Origin of the sequence: Streptomyces massasporeus (assembly GCF_014648995.1) — a bacterium.
Classification (GTDB): domain Bacteria; phylum Actinomycetota; class Actinomycetes; order Streptomycetales; family Streptomycetaceae; genus Streptomyces; species Streptomyces massasporeus.
Map to the genome: position 1 here is coordinate 82,743 of NZ_BMSE01000019.1, position 14,276 is coordinate 97,018.

General features: G+C 72.3%; 10 protein-coding genes. 6 read left to right on the forward strand and 4 right to left on the reverse strand.

Features of this window, described 5'->3' with window-relative positions; translation table 11 throughout:
• Window positions 1-47 precede the first annotated feature (47 nt).
• The gene (gene gcl / locus IE153_RS32375) at window positions 48-1,832 is read right to left on the reverse strand and encodes a glyoxylate carboligase (protein ID WP_189593291.1); all 1,785 of its coding nucleotides are present in this window, start codon (window positions 1,830-1,832) and stop codon (window positions 48-50) included.
• A gap of 209 nt (window positions 1,833-2,041) precedes the next feature.
• Between gcl and IE153_RS32380 the strand changes: the two genes are divergently transcribed.
• A complete protein-coding gene (locus IE153_RS32380; protein ID WP_189593292.1) occupies window positions 2,042-3,028 on the forward strand; it encodes a hypothetical protein in 987 nt (328 codons plus the stop codon).
• Window positions 3,029-3,073: 45 nt separating this feature from the next.
• Window positions 3,074-3,580, forward strand: a complete 507-nt coding sequence (locus tag IE153_RS32385) for a GNAT family N-acetyltransferase (protein ID WP_189593293.1) — start codon at window positions 3,074-3,076, stop codon at window positions 3,578-3,580.
• An 18-nt stretch (window positions 3,581-3,598) separates the two neighbouring features.
• Here the strand turns inward: IE153_RS32385 and IE153_RS32390 are convergent, their stop codons facing one another.
• Both IE153_RS32390 and IE153_RS32395 read right to left on the reverse strand, forming a co-directional pair.
• The gene (locus tag IE153_RS32390; protein ID WP_189593294.1) at window positions 3,599-5,185 is read right to left on the reverse strand and encodes an AMP-binding protein; all 1,587 of its coding nucleotides are present in this window, start codon (window positions 5,183-5,185) and stop codon (window positions 3,599-3,601) included.
• On the reverse strand, window positions 5,182-6,861 hold the full coding sequence (locus IE153_RS32395; RefSeq protein WP_189593295.1) for an AMP-binding protein: 1,680 nt from the start codon (window positions 6,859-6,861) through the stop codon (window positions 5,182-5,184). Before IE153_RS32395 ends, IE153_RS32390 begins: the two co-directional genes overlap by 4 nt.
• 125 nt (window positions 6,862-6,986) lie before the next feature.
• Between IE153_RS32395 and IE153_RS32400 the strand changes: the two genes are divergently transcribed.
• The 4 genes from IE153_RS32400 to IE153_RS32415 all read left to right on the forward strand — a co-directional run bounded on the left by IE153_RS32400 (window position 6,987) and on the right by IE153_RS32415 (window position 12,692).
• The gene (locus IE153_RS32400) at window positions 6,987-7,808 is read left to right on the forward strand and encodes a helix-turn-helix transcriptional regulator (protein ID WP_189593296.1); all 822 of its coding nucleotides are present in this window, start codon (window positions 6,987-6,989) and stop codon (window positions 7,806-7,808) included.
• 202 nt (window positions 7,809-8,010) lie between these two features.
• Window positions 8,011-10,863, forward strand: coding sequence for a helix-turn-helix transcriptional regulator (locus IE153_RS32405; protein WP_189593297.1), 2,853 nt, complete (start codon window positions 8,011-8,013; stop codon window positions 10,861-10,863).
• A 203-nt stretch (window positions 10,864-11,066) separates the two neighbouring features.
• Entirely contained in the window at window positions 11,067-11,858 is a 792-nt protein-coding gene (locus IE153_RS32410; protein WP_189593298.1) for a S1 family peptidase, read from the forward strand.
• Window positions 11,859-12,287: 429 nt separating this feature from the next.
• The gene (locus tag IE153_RS32415) at window positions 12,288-12,692 is read left to right on the forward strand and encodes a type II toxin-antitoxin system PemK/MazF family toxin (protein WP_189593347.1); all 405 of its coding nucleotides are present in this window, start codon (window positions 12,288-12,290) and stop codon (window positions 12,690-12,692) included.
• Between the two features lie 117 nt (window positions 12,693-12,809).
• Here the strand turns inward: IE153_RS32415 and IE153_RS32420 are convergent, their stop codons facing one another.
• Window positions 12,810-13,925 (reverse strand): winged helix DNA-binding domain-containing protein, encoded by a 1,116-nt coding sequence (locus tag IE153_RS32420; protein WP_189593299.1) that lies wholly within the window; start codon window positions 13,923-13,925, stop codon window positions 12,810-12,812.
• Window positions 13,926-14,276 lie beyond the last annotated feature (351 nt).

Sequence of the window (14,276 nt, forward strand, 5' to 3'; positions counted from 1 at the left end):
GGGCGGCCCGTCCTCCCGGACGGGCCGCCCCTCCTGCCGCGTGGGTCTCAGACCTTCAGCGGTGTGATCGACGTCGGGGCATGGCCCGGCTCTGTGGCGATCTCCTCGAACTCCACGACGTTGCCGATGTCGTTGGTGGTCGACATGGAGATGTTGGTGACGCGCTCCAGGATCGCCTCGACGACGACAGGGACCCGGTGCTCCGCGGCCAGCTTCTTGGCCTGCTCGAAGGCGTCGCCCAGCTCGGCGGGGTCGGTGACGCGGATCGCCTTGCAGCCGAGGCCCTCGGCGACCTTCACGTGGTCGACGCCGTAGACGCCGAGCTCCGGGGAGTTGAGGTTCTCGAACTCCAGGTTGACCTGGAAGTCGATCTCGAACGCCCGCTGCGCCTGCCGGATCAGGCCCAGGTAGGAGTTGTTCACCAGGACGTGGACGTACGGGATCCGGTGCTGCGCGCCGACGGCGAGTTCCTCCAGCATGAACTGGAAGTCGTAGTCGCCGGAGAGCGCGACGACGGACGCCTCCGGGTCGGCCTTGGCGACGCCGAGCGCGGCCGGGATGGTCCAGCCGAGCGGGCCGGCCTGGCCGCAGTTGATCCAGTGCCGGGGCCGGTAGACGTGCAGCATCTGGGCGCCGGCGATCTGCGAGAGGCCGATGGTGGAGACGTACCGGGTCTCCGGGCCGAAGGCCTTGTTCATCTCCTCGTAGACGCGCTGCGGCTTGATCGGGATGTCGTCGAAGTGCGTACGGCGCTGGAGGGTCGCCTTGCGCTCCTGCGCGGCCTCGGCCCACTCGGAACGGTCGGGCAGCCTGCCGTCCGCCTTCAGCTCGCGGGCGACCTCGACGAACAGCTCCAGGGCGGCCTTGGCGTCGGAGGCGATGCCGTAGTCCGGGGCGAAGATCTTGCCGATCTGGGTGGGCTCGATGTCGACGTGCACGAACGTCCGCCCGGCCGTGTAGACGTCGAGCTTGCCGGTGTGGCGGTTGGCCCAGCGGTTGCCGATGCCGAGGACGAAGTCGGACTCCAGGAAGGTCGCGTTGCCGTAGCGGTGCGAGGTCTGCAGGCCCACCATGCCGGCGTTCAGCCCGTGGTCGTCGGGCAGCAGGCCCCAGCCCATCAGGGTCGGGACGACCGGAGTGCCGGTCAGTTCGGCGAACTCGACGAGGAGTTCGGCCGCGTCGGCGTTGATGATGCCGCCGCCCGCGACGATCAGCGGCCGCTCGGATGCGTTCAGCATCCCGATGGCCTTCTCGATCTGGGCGCGGGACGCGGCGGGCTTGTAGACCGGGAGCGGCTCGTACGTCTCCGGGTCGAACTCGATCTCCGTCAGCTGGACGTCGATCGGCAGGTCGATGAGGACCGGGCCGGGGCGGCCGGAGCGCATCAGGTGGAAGGCCTGCTGGAAGACGCCCGGGACCTGCGCGGCCTCCAGCACCGTGACGGCCATCTTCGTGACCGGCTTGGCGATGGAGGCGATGTCGACGGCCTGGAAGTCCTCCTTGTGGATCACGGCGGTCGGGGCCTGGCCCGTGATGCACAGGATCGGGATGGAGTCACCGATCGCGGAGTACAGGCCCGTGATCATGTCGGTGCCGGCCGGGCCCGAGGTGCCGATGCAGACACCGATGTTGCCCGGGTGGGTGCGGGTGTAGCCCTCGGCCATGTGCGAGGCGCCCTCGACGTGCCGGGCGAGGGTGTGGGCGATGCCGCCGGAGGCTTTGAGCGCCGCGTAGAACGGGTTGATCGCCGCGCCGGGGACACCGAACGCGTCGGCGACGCCCTCACGCTTGAGGATCTCAACTGCCGCGCGGGCAGCGGTCATTCGAGCCATCGAGTACTCCTGCTTCGGCTGTCGGATTCGCACTCCCGTCGCGCCCCGCGGTGAGCTCTTCCGTATTGCGGAAATTGTTTTCTACGATCTGGAATGAATGTATGTGGGGCGGGCGAAGGGCGTCAAGAGACGGCAAGCGCCGGACAGGGCGGGGCCGGAGGGAGCACGATGGGCTCCTTGCCCCGATGCGACACGGTTCTGGAGTGGCCATGGCCGAGACCGTTCCGGTGCGCTGCCCGGCCTGCCGCCGCGAGCACCGCTACACGGCACCGGCGTACCCCTGCGTGTGCGGCGCGCCGGTCGCCCCGCGCCTGGACCGCGACGGCTCGGCGACGCCCGTATCGCACCGGGTCTGGCAGGACGACTGGGTGACGGTGCGGTGCGGCTCCTGCGGGCGCCGCGGGGAGTGGCCGCGCCCGGAGATGGGGTGCGCGTGCGGGGCGGTGCTGCGGGTGGCGGTGGTGGCGGAACGGGGTTCGACGGGGCGGGCCGCTGCGGGTGACGGGAGCAGAACGGCAGCCGCCCAGGGCCCAGAGCCCGACCAGGACGGCACGGCAGCCGCCCAGGGTCCAGAGCCCGACCAGGACTGCACGGCGCGCACAACGGCAGCCGCCCAGGACCCGGGCAACGGCCGAAGCGGTACGGCCGGCCGACAGGGCCCGCCCGGCCAGGAGGGCGCAGCCGACCTTCCCGACCAGCAGGGCGCAGCCCACCAGCCCGACCGGAAGCGCGCAGCCGACCAGCACGGCACGCCCGGGACGCCCCCCGGCCTGCGAGATGCCGCGGCGGTCGCCGCAGACGCCCGTTCCGCCCGGCCCCCCTTCCTCTCCGTCACGATCCGTACCGCGCGCGATGCCGTCACGGCCACCGCCCTGTATCTGCGCTGGCTCGGCTACCGGGGCGTTCGCAGGGCGGACCAGCGTCCGCCCTGCGGCATCGGTCTCGCCGCCCGCGGTGTCGTCGCCCAGGTGGATCCGGCGGTGCGCCCGGCGAGCCTGCGGGACGTGGAGTGCCTGTGGCTGACGGCCATGACGGAGTCCGCGGACTGCCTCTACTTCTCCCTCGCCGGGTACGCCGACGACGCCCGGGCCCGCGCCGACGCCCTCGGCGTCCCGCTGTTCGTGCTGGACCTCACCGGCACCCCGAGGCCGGTGAACGCCCCGGCCGAGACGCTGGCCGCCACCGGCGCCGGGTAGCGGAGCACCCTGACCCCGCACTCCACGGCCCCGCATACTCACGGCATGCGTATCCGCCTCGCCACCCGAGCCGAACTCCCGGCCCTCCAGGACATCGAACGGGCCGCCGGAGCCCCCTTCCGCGACCTCGGCATGCCGGAGATCGCGGACGACGAACCGCCCGCGCTCGACACCCTGGAGCGCTACCGCCGGGCGGGCCGCTGCTGGGTCGCGGTGGACGAGAGGGACCTGCCGGCCGCCTATCTCCTCGCCGAACCCGTGGACGGCGCCCTGCACATCGAGCAGGTCTCGGTCCACCCGCGCGCCGCACGCCGGGGCGTGGGCCGCGCCCTCCTGGCCCACGCCGCCGGCCGCGCCCGCGAGGAGGGCCTGACGGCCCTGACGCTGACCACCTTCACGGACGTCCCGTGGAACGCCCCCTATTACGCCCGCCTCGGCTTCCGGCCCCTCCCCGAGGCGGACCTCACGCCCGGCCTCCGCGCGATCCGCGCGACGGAGGCGGCGCACGGCCTGGACCGCTGGCCGCGGGTGTGCATGCGCGCACCGCTGTGACCGGCGTGGCCGCTCCCCTCAGCCGTCCGCGAACCTCTCCCGCAGCTCCACCTTGCGCACCTTCCCCGACACCGTCATCGGGAAGGAGTCGAGGATCCGCACCCCGCTCGGGACCTTGTAGTGCGCCAACTGCCCCTCACAGAAGGCCCGCACCTCCTCCAGCGTCGGCGGGTCGGCCGGGTCGCGGGCGATGACGCAGGCCAGGACCTCCTCGCCGTAGCGCTCGTGCGGGACGCCGACGACCTGGACGTCCTGGATCTTGGGGTGGCCGTAGAGGAACTCCTCGATCTCGCGGGGGTAGATGTTCTCCCCACCCCGGATGATCATGTCCTTGATGCGGCCGACGATCTCGACGTAGCCGTCCTCGCGCATCACGGCGAGGTCGCCCGTGTGCATCCAGCGGCCGGCGTCGACGGACTCGGCGGTCTTCTCCGGCTCGTTCCAGTAGCCGAGCATCACGCTGTAGCCGCGGGTGCACAACTCGCCCGCCGTGCCGCGGGGTCGGGTGACTCCCGTCGCCGGGTCGACGATCTTGACCTCGATGTGCGGCAGGACCCGGCCGACCGTGCCGGTGCGGTGCTCCAGGTCGTCGTCCCTGCGGGTCTGCAGCGACACCGGGGACGTCTCGGTCATGCCGTAGCAGATGGAGACCTCCGCCATGTGCATCTCGGCGACCACCCGCTTCATCACCTCCACCGGGCAGGGCGAGCCCGCCATGATGCCGGTGCGCAGGGAGGAGAGGTCGTAGGAGGCGAAGTCGGGGAGGTTCAACTCCGCGATGAACATGGTCGGGACGCCGTAGAGCGAGGTGCAGCGCTCCTGCTGGACGGCGTCCAGGGTCGCCTTCGGGTCGAAGGACGGGGCGGGGATGACCATGCAGGCGCCGTGCGAGGTGGCGGCCAGATTCCCCATGACCATGCCGAAACAGTGATAGAACGGGACGGGAATGCAGATTCTGTCCTGCTCGCTGTAGGCGATCGACTCACCCACGAAATAGCCGTTGTTGAGGATGTTGTGGTGGGAGAGGGTCGCGCCCTTAGGGAAGCCCGTGGTGCCCGACGTGTACTGGATGTTGATCGGGTCGTCGCAGGAGAGTTCGTCGTACGTCGCGTCGGGGGTCGCCCTTCCGAGCAGCGCCTCCCAGCCCGGGTCGCCGAAGTAGACCACCTCCCGCAACTCCGGGACGCCGCCGCGCACTTGCTCGACCATCGCCCGGTAGTCGCTCGTCTTGTGGCTGAGGGAGGCGAACAGCAGGGACACGCCCGCCTGCTTCAGGACGTACTCCACCTCGTGGGTGCGGTACGCCGGGTTGATGTTCACCATGATCGCGCCGATGCGGGCGGTGGCGTACTGGACGAGCACCCACTCGGGGCAGTTGACGGCCCAGATGCCCACCCGGTCGCCCTTGGCGACACCGGAGGCGTGCAGGGCGGAGGCGAGTTCGTCGACCGCCGCGCCGAACTCGGCGTACGTCCAGCGCCGTCCGGAGGGCACGTCGATGAGGGCCTCGCGGTCCGGCCAGGCCGCCACGGCCCGGTCCAGATTGGCCCCGATGGTGTCGCCGAGCAGCGCCGTCGCGCCGGTGCCGTGGCTGTAGGAGTTCACCGGAAGTCCTCCTCGCGGTACTCGGCGTCCGACCCGGCCGCCGTGGCCTCACGCAGCTCGATCCGGCGGATCTTGCCGGAGACGGTCTTGGGCAGGTCGCCGAACTCCAGGCGGCGGATGCGCTTGTAGGGGGCCAGGGCCTCGCGGGAGTGCTCGAACAGGACCTTGGCGGTGTCGGGGCCGGGCTCCCAGCCCTCGGCCAGCACGACGTACGCCTTGGGGACGGCGAGCCGGAGTTCGTCCGGGGCGGGCACGACCGCCGCCTCGGCGACCGCTTCGTGCTCCAGCAGCGCGCTCTCCAGCTCGAACGGGCTGATCTTGTAGTCGGAGGCCTTGAAGACGTCGTCGCTGCGCCCGATGTACGTCAGGTAGCCCTCGTCGTCCCGGGAGGCGACGTCGCCCGTGCGGTAGTGGCCGCCGGCCATCGCCTCCGCCGTGCGGTCCGCGTCGCCGTGGTAGCCGGTCATCAGGCCGACGGGGCGATCCGACAGGTCGAGTGCGATCTCGCCCTCCGTGGCCCCCGGTGCGCCGGAGACGGGGTCGAGGAGTTCGACGCGGTAGCCGGGGCTCGGCCGGCCCATCGAACCGGTCTTGAGCGGTTGGCCGGGGCTGTTGGCGACCTGGACGGCCGTCTCGGTCTGGCCGAAGCCGTCCCGGATGGTGAGGTGCCAGGCGCGGCGGACCTGCTCGATGACCTCGGGATTGAGCGGCTCACCGGCCGCGACGACCTCGCGGGGCGGGGTGCGCAGCTGCGTCAGGTCGGCCTGGATGAGCATGCGCCACACGGTCGGCGGGGCGCAGAAGGTGGTGACGCCCGCCCGGTCCATCTCCGTCATGAGACGGACGGCGTCGAAACGCGTGTAGTTGTGCAGGAAGACCGTCGCCTCGGCGTTCCACGGGGCGAAGAGATTGGACCAGGCGTGCTTGGCCCAGCCGGGTGAGGAGATGTTCAGATGCACGTCGCCGGGTTTCAGGCCGATCCAGTACATGGTCGACAGATGGCCGATCGGGTACGACGTGTGGGTGTGCTCGACGAGCTTGGGCCGGGCGGTGGTGCCCGAGGTGAAGTAGAGCATCAGCGGGTCGTCGGCCCGGGTCGGGCCGTCGGGGGTGAAGTCGGCGGAGGCCTCGTAGGCGTCGTCCAGCGGCAGCCAGCCGTCCGGCACCGCGCCCGCGGCGGCCGCGGCGATGCGCGTGTAGTCGCCGGGGACCCCGGCGAACTTGCCGGTGTCCTCGGGGCGCGCGATGACGTGCCGGACCCGGCCGCGCTCGACGCGGTCGCGCAGGTCGGCCGGGCCGAGCAGCGGGGTGGCCGGGATGACCACCGCGCGCAGTTTCATCGCGGCGAGGGCGGTGATCCACAGTTCCGCCTGGTTGCCGAGCATGACGAGGATCCGGTCCTCGGCGCGCACGCCCCGGTCGCGCAGCCAGGTGGCGAACTGCGCCGACCGTACGGACATCTCCCCGAAGGACAGCCGGGTCTCGCGGCCGTCCTCCTCGACCAGGTGCAGGGCGGTGCGGGCGTTGCCGTCGGCGATCACGTCGAACCAGTCGAGCGCCCAGTTGAAGTACTCGGGGCGGGGCCAGCGGAAGCCCGCGTAGGCGGTGGGGTAGTCGTCGCGGTGTTCCAGCAGGAAATCCCGCGCGTTGCGGAACAGCTCCGTCGCCGATGTCATCTGTCCTCCTGGGTACCGGACCATTGCCGGGCGGCTCTGAGCCATCGTGTAATCCGTGATGCAGGTCTCACTACCCCCGAACGGGGGGTGCGCCCGCACAGGAGCCGTAGTGAAGGGGCGATCAGGTGACGACGGACGCGTCCGACGCGGTCGAGATACGGAACGCGCTGCTGCGTCTGCGGCGGGGCACCGGCCTTCCGATCGCGTTCGGCGGCCTGATGGAGGCCGGGCAGCAGATGCGCATCAGCGAACTGAGCGGCACGGCGACGCACGCCCTGCGTTCGCTGGCGGTGACGTCCGGCACCGGTCTCGGCGGCAAGACGGTGGCGCTGTCCCGGCCGTGCGTGGTGACGGACTACTCGGCGTCGCGGCAGATCAGCCACGAGTACGACGCCCCGGTGGCCGCGGAGGGGCTGCGCTCGGTGCTGGCCGTGCCGGTGGTGGTGCGCCACCGGGTGCGCGGGGTGCTGTACGGGGCGCTGCGCACGGCCCTGCCGCTGGGCGGGCGGATGCTGGACGTGGCCGTGGAGGCGGCGCGGGACCTGGAGCGGGCGCTGGTGGTCCGGGACGAGGCCCGCACGCTCGCCGCCGAGGCCGGTGCCGGTGACGGGACGGGCCCGGGGTGGGAGCAGGTGCGGGAGGCGCACACGGCCCTGCGGGCACTGGCGCCGCGGATCGCGGACCCGGAGCTGCGCGCGGAGCTGCTCGGCGCGTGTGCGCTGCTGACGGCCGAGTCCGCCGGGTCGCCCCGGGTCCGGCTCGCGCCGCGCGAGGTGGACGTGCTGGCGTGTGTGGCGGCGGGGGCGACGAACGCGGTCGCCGCGGAGCGCCTGGGGGTGACGCCGGAGACCATCAAGGGGTACCTGCGGTCGGCCATGCGGAAGCTGCGGGCCCGCACCCGCGGCGAGGCCGTGGTCGCCGCGCGCCGGGCGGGGTGGTTGCCGTAGTTTTGTGGTGTTTTCCGTTGCGCCCGCTCGTTCGATCCGCCGAGGTTCCCGACGGGGTGCCGGCCTGGTGTTCCGCCGCATTCGGGAGTCCGATGAATTCGTCCGCCGGTACGCGTTGTTATTTCCCTCACGACCCCGTCCCTCCGAAATTCAAAGAACTGTTGCCTAATATTGGCCAGGACACGACACAGGGAGGGGAGCGGTGACCGTTCGACGGGACTTCCAGGAGCCTCCCAGGAGCCGCCCCGACCTGGTCATCGGCCGGGAGGACCTGTTCACGTCGGCGCGTGAGCAGCTCGGCCGAGGGGGCAGTGTGCTGCTCCACGGCCCCGCCGGAATTGGAAAGTCGACGGTGCTGCGGGCGCTGGCCGCGGATTACGGGGGCGCGGACCGGACGGTGTTGCGCTGCTCGGCGACCGAGTCCGAATCGCACCTGCCCTTCCTGGCGCTGGCCGACCTGTTCGGTCTGGTCCTGGACGACGTGTCCGGTGCGCTGCCCGGCGCCCAGCGCACCGCCCTGGAGTCGGCGCTCACCGGCCGCGGCGAGTCCACCCTCCAGCGCGACGGGCTCGCGCTGCGCCTGGCGGTGCTGTCGGCGCTGCGCGTCCTCGCGGCGAAGGGGCCGGTGCTGGTGGTCGCCGACGACCTCCAGTGGCTGGACGCCGCCAGTGCGGAACTGCTCGGTTTCGCGGCCCGCCGACTGGGTGACACGCCCGTGCAGATGCTGTGCGCGGTGCGGACCGAGGGCCAGGAGTACGACCGGCACCTGCCCGCGTCCCCGCCCGACACGCTCGCCGTCCGGCTGGGCCCGCTGACCCGTACGCAGGTCTCCGCGCTGCTCGACCACCGCGGCTACACGCCCCTGTCCCGCTCCACGGTCCGCGACATCCACCGCACCAGCGGCGGCAACCCGCTCTTCGCGCTGGAGCTGGGCCGGGCCCTGGCCGAGAGCCCGGCCCGGCCCCGGCCGGGCGAGCCGCTGCCCGTGCCCACCTCGCTGCGGGCCCTGGTGCTGAGCCGGCTGGAGATGCTGTCCGACGAGGCGCGCCGCACCCTCCTCGTCGCCAGTGCCGGTGCTCGCCCCACGCTGGCCCTGCTGCACGCGGCCGGGCGGGAGCACGCCGAGGCCGAGACGGCCCAGGCGGCGGCGCTGGGCCTGCTGGCCACGGACCCCGAGGCGCCGGCCCTGCGGTTCGCGCACCCGCTGATCTCGGCGGCCCTGTACGCGGAGGCCCCGGCACAGGAGCGGCGGGCCGTGCACGCCGCGCTGTCCACAGCGGCCTCCGACCCGATCGAGCGGGCCCGGCACCTGGCCCTGGCCACCACCGGCACCGACCCGGACGTGGCGGCCCGGCTCGCCGAGGCCGGTGCGCTGGCCCGGGACCGCGGGGCACCCTCCGTGGCCGCCTCCCTCGGGCTGCTCGCCGCCCGGCACACCCCGGCGGACAGCACCCCGGGCCCCGACGAGCGCCGTCTGCAGGCCGCGGAGGACGCGATCACCGCCGGCGAGGCCGATCTCGCCCGGGACATCGCACGTGACGTCCTGACGCGTGCCACCGTGCCCACCGAGCGGGTCCGGGCCTGGATGGTGGTCATCGAGGCGGCCGGCCAGGCCCTCGGCGACGTCGACGCCGTCTTCCCTCAGGTCCTGGCCGACGCGGGCGACGACCCGCGCCTTCTCGCCCAGGTCCACTACCAGCTGGCCTGGCGCGGCCTGGTCGTCGAGGGCGACTTCGCCGAGGCCCGCCAGGAGGCCGCGCACGCGGCGGAGCTGGCCGCCCGGGGCGGGGACCGGCGCACCGAGCTGATGGCACTGTCCTTCCAGGCCTCGACCGAGACCCTAATGGGCCACCCGGACGCCCCCGCGACCGTCAAGCGGGCGCTGAAGGAACCCCAGGACCCCTACGTGGCCTGCCACCACAACGGCGCCGGGTCGGCCCGGTTCCGCTGGCTGATCATGAGCGACCAGCTGCCCGAGGCGCGGGCGACGATCACCGCGCTGCTGCGTGAGGTGCGCCGGCGCGGCATGGTCGAGAGCGAGGTGCACTTCCTGCGCTTCCTCGCCGACACGGAACTGCGCTCCGGGCACTGCGGCCGGGCCCTGGACCTGGCCCGCGAGAGCCTGCGGCTGGCCCGGGACTCCGGGATCGGCGAGGGCGCCTCGGCCATGCTCGCCTCCCTCGCGGAGGCCTCCGCCGGGGACGTCGACCGGGCCCTGGCCCTCGCCCGCGAGGCGGCCGACCACGCCGAGGTCGACGGCGACCAGATGTACCTCTCCCGGGCCCTCGCGGCACTGGGCTACGCCCAGTTGGTGGCCGGCGACCCGGCCGCCACCGTCCGTTCGCTGCGCCGGGTGCGGGAGCTGGAGCAGGGCCTCGGCATCAACGACCCCGGGCGCGGCCGCTGGCACGGCGACCTCGCCGAGGCCCTGGTCCGCATCGGCGAACCGGGCGAGGCGCAGGACGTCATCGACACGACCCGGGCGCACGCGCTGCGGCTGGGCCGGCAGAGCGTGCTGGCCGTCCTCGACCGGGCCGAGGCACTGGTGCGGGCGGCACGCGGCGAACACGAGGCCGCCGTCGTCCGGTTGACGTCCGTGCAGGACCGGCTCGGCCGGCTCGGGTACGGCCTGGAGGAGGCCCGGGCCGCCTTCGCGCTGGCCCGGCTGCGCGCCCAGGCCGCCGCCGCCCCGCGTGCCGGTGCCAGGCCCCTGCCGGGACCGGCGTCGTACGACGAGGCCGCCCGGCTCTTCCGGCGCTGCCGCGCACTGCCCTGGCTGCGGCAGGTCGACGCGGCCGCCACGGCGGGTCCCGCGGCGGTGGAACCGGCCGCCGCCACGCCGGCGGTCGCCCTCGACGCGCTGGAGGGCCTCGCCGCGATGGAGCGTCAGGTCGCCTCGCTGGTGATGGAGGGCGCGACCAACCGGGAGATCGCGGCGCGCCTGTTCATCAGCGTCAAGACCGTCGAGGCGACCCTCACCCGGGTCTACCGCAAGCTCGGCATCCGCTCCCGGGTGGACATCGTCCGGCTGGCGGCGGGCCGCCGAACGACCTGACCCCACCTGGGTTTATTCGACCGGACCGAGGGTTATCCCTGCCCAACTCCCTTAGGGGGTTCCCTCATTGGGCGCCCCCTCGTCCGGGCTCTAGCTTTGGGGCGTGCCGCTCGCCGGGCACACGGAGATCCGAACAACGGCGTCAGGGTCCCCGTGCACCACCACCCGCGCGACCCCCCACCGGCAACTCCCCAAGGAGACCCATGTTCGGGCTCAGCATTGCCAAGAAGGCCGCCGCCGTCGCCGCGGCGACCGCCGCAGCCGCCACGACCGCGCTGCTCGCCGCCCCCACGGCCGTCGCCGCGCCCCAGCCGATCGTCGGCGGCACCACGACCACGACGTCCGCGTACCCGTTCGTCATGCAGATCACGGACGCCTCGCAGAACCAGTTCTGCGGCGGCACCCTGGTCTCGCCCACGAAGGTCGTCACCGCCGCGCACTGCATGGTCGGCGAGACCACCAGCAGTGTGCGCGTCGTCGGTGGCCGCACCTACCTCAACGGCACCAACGGCACGGTCGCCAGAGTCAGCAGGATATGGATCCACCCGAGCTACACCGACGCCACCAACGGCGACGACGTGGCCGTGCTGACGCTGTCGACGTCGATGCCGTACACCCCGGCGAAGTACGTCTCCTCCTCCCAGACCTCGGTGTACGCGGCCGGCGCCACGGCCCGCATCCTCGGCTGGGGCACCACCTCCTCGGGCGGCAGCAGCTCCAACCAGCTGCGCACCGCGACCGTACCCACCGTGTCCGACTCCAGTTGTGCGAGCTCCTACGGCTCCGACTTCGTGCAGAGCGACATGGTGTGCGCCGGAAAGGCCTCCGGCGGCGTGGACACCTGCCAGGGCGACAGCGGCGGCCCCCTGCTCATCGGGGGCGTCCTGGCAGGCATCACTTCCTGGGGCGAAGGCTGCGCCCAGGCCGGTTACCCGGGTGTCTACACCCGGCTGACCACCTTCTCCAGCCTGGTCACCACGCAGGTCAACTCGTGACCGGGTACTAGCTCCTGAGTAACCCTCAGGTGAAAGACCAGGGGGCGTTGCGGGCCTCCACGAGCGGCCCGCAACGCCCCCTCTCCATGCCGTGGAGCGGCCTTCCAGTACTACAGCCGTAGATCGTGATCTGCTTGCTTGAGCGGCTTGACGCCGGTAGTGGCCGGTCCGGGATCGGGCCTGGCGGCGGCGTCGCCAGACGGACCAGCGAAGTCGGTGGACAGACGATGACGGCCCGGTCGTAGAAGCGGGGGCCCTTGGCTCCGGCCCCTCGAACGCTTCCTGCCAGCGGGCAGGGTCTACGCTGTGACCTGCGGACACCGCATGATCGTTTGTCTTCACACACCGATGATCGACGGTGGCAGCGCCCGTCTCCACACCGCGTCAGGTCGCGCGGCGTCTGCCTGCCGTCCTGTATTGGGAGGACTTGTGCAACGTGGCGAAGTCTGGTGGGTCCAGTTCGACGAACGAAGGTTGGTCGTACTGCTGTCAGGAGACGACGCGTCCGGGTTCCAGGTGATGCAGGTCGTCGCTCCGGCGGGCCTCGACATCAGCGGTCTGGGCATCGAAGTGACGGTCGGCGCCGGTGAAGGGCTGCCGCTCGAAGGCGTGCTGCGGCTCGCGTTCCCCCGTCCAGGCTTCACCCCGTGCACGTGGCTGACCACCGTGTCCCGGGACGACCTGATAGAGCGGGCGGCCGTCCTGTCCTCCAGGAAGCTCAGCGAGATCGACGATGCCCTCCGACTCGCTGAACAAGCACAGGAGCGGACCCCGGCAACGACCGCGAAGCTCAGCGAGACAAGGGACGCTTTCCGTCGCGGTGAACTCGGGTAGACGGAGAAGGAGCCGACGCCCCCGACGGCATGGGCGATCTCGGGCGAGATGATCCACGCTGGACACCTGCCGCCTCGACGCCCCTCACCATCGAGATCATGATCTACGACTGGAGTACTAGGTCCGTACCGCACCGAACCGGATGTCGTACGACGACCGCGGGTGCATGACACGCAGCATCCGCTCCCCCTCGGCGGCGACGTCGTCCCGCCGGCTCCGGGTGAGGCGGTCGAAGGGTTCGATCACGAGCGCGTCCACCTCCAGTCGCCACAGCCCCGCGAGGAAGCCGTCGACGAGGAGCGTGCAATAGGCCATGTTCCCCTTCCAGGAGCGGCCGCGGTGCTCGGGCGGGACAACCCGGGTGCGGTCGGCGTGCGAGAGCAGCAGGTTGTCGAACTCGGGGAGGAAGCGCGGCGGTGCCGGGGTGTCCGGGTCGGGGCGGGGAGCGTCGGGGAGGTCGAAGAGTTCGACGCCGGCTTCGTCCCGGAAGGTCAGGAGCTGCGGCCGGAGGCGCTCGAAGGCGTCGCGCAGGCGGGTCATGCCCGCCCAGGCCTGCATGTCCTTCACGGAGGCCGGACCGAAGGCGGCGAGGTAGCGCAGGACGACGGCGTCGGGCGTGGGGGCAGGTTCCGCGGGACGGCCGAGCCAGTGCTCGGCGGTGGTGAGACTGACCTGCCCGCTCCGCCCCCACAGGCCGCGCGGCGTCACCTGCACGAGCGGGAGGCGGCAGCGAGCCGCGACGGCCAGGGCCTGCGGATCGGCGTCGGGCCACTCCTGGAGCAGGGCCTCGCGCAGTTGCTTCATGGTGCGGGGCTCGGCCTCGACGAGGTCACGGGCGAGCCCGGCGAGACGGTCCAGGTCGACACCGGCGAGTCCGGCGCGGAAGGTGACCAGCTCCCGGTCCCGGGCGGGCTGCACCAGCGGCCGCAGGGTGAGGCAATCGTCCGCGGTGTGGGTGTGGATGGTGGAGCGCATCGTGACGATCCGAACGACCTCGCGGTCCGCCATCGGTTGCGACAGCGCCTCGGGGGTGAACCCATCGAGCCGGGCCGCGAGCGCGTAGTACGGAGGCTTGACGTTCTGCGCCTGGAGGCCGAGCAGGTGCTCGACGGCTGCCGCGACGGAGAGCCGGGCGGGGCGCAGGAGCAGCTGCCGGTCGAGGGTCGCGCGGTTGAGGGCGCGCGTGCCGAGCAGGGGTGCCGTGCCGGTGACGCTCCGCTTGGTGTTCGTCATGGGAGGCACGGTAGCGGGGCTTGCGGACAGGTTCTGGCCGCGACTTGACGGGGGTCCGGTGCCGGGTTCGGGTGGGGACGGTCGGGCTTCCCGCCCCGGCCGTCCCGCCGACGGCCTGGCCGGGAGCCCTCACCGAAAGCGGCGAGCAGACTGGCTTCCTCACCCCGCCCTGCGGCGAGGACGGACGACATTCGCGCAGGTTGTTACGCCCGCCGCGCCGCCGGGTACTCAGCTGTACGTTCCCGGAACCCGCACCACACGCACCACACGGGAGATCCGATGCTCCGACTTCCTCCGCGACCAGAACGCCCCCGCACCCCCTGAACGACAGCACCGGACGGAAGGACGGGA

What these genes read in the sequence shown, in the direction of transcription:
- IE153_RS32410 (WP_189593298.1), top strand. Translation starts at nt 11,067, where the DNA reads ATGTTCGGGCTCAGCATTGCCAAGAAGGCCGCCGCCGTCGCCGCGGCG.
- IE153_RS32380 (WP_189593292.1), top strand. Translation starts at nt 2,042, where the DNA reads ATGGCCGAGACCGTTCCGGTGCGCTGCCCGGCCTGCCGCCGCGAGCAC.
- IE153_RS32385 (WP_189593293.1), top strand. Translation starts at nt 3,074, where the DNA reads ATGCGTATCCGCCTCGCCACCCGAGCCGAACTCCCGGCCCTCCAGGAC.
- gcl (WP_189593291.1), bottom strand. Translation starts at nt 1,832, where the DNA reads ATGGCTCGAATGACCGCTGCCCGCGCGGCAGTTGAGATCCTCAAGCGT.
- IE153_RS32420 (WP_189593299.1), bottom strand. Translation starts at nt 13,925, where the DNA reads ATGACGAACACCAAGCGGAGCGTCACCGGCACGGCACCCCTGCTCGGC.
- IE153_RS32395 (WP_189593295.1), bottom strand. Translation starts at nt 6,861, where the DNA reads ATGACATCGGCGACGGAGCTGTTCCGCAACGCGCGGGATTTCCTGCTG.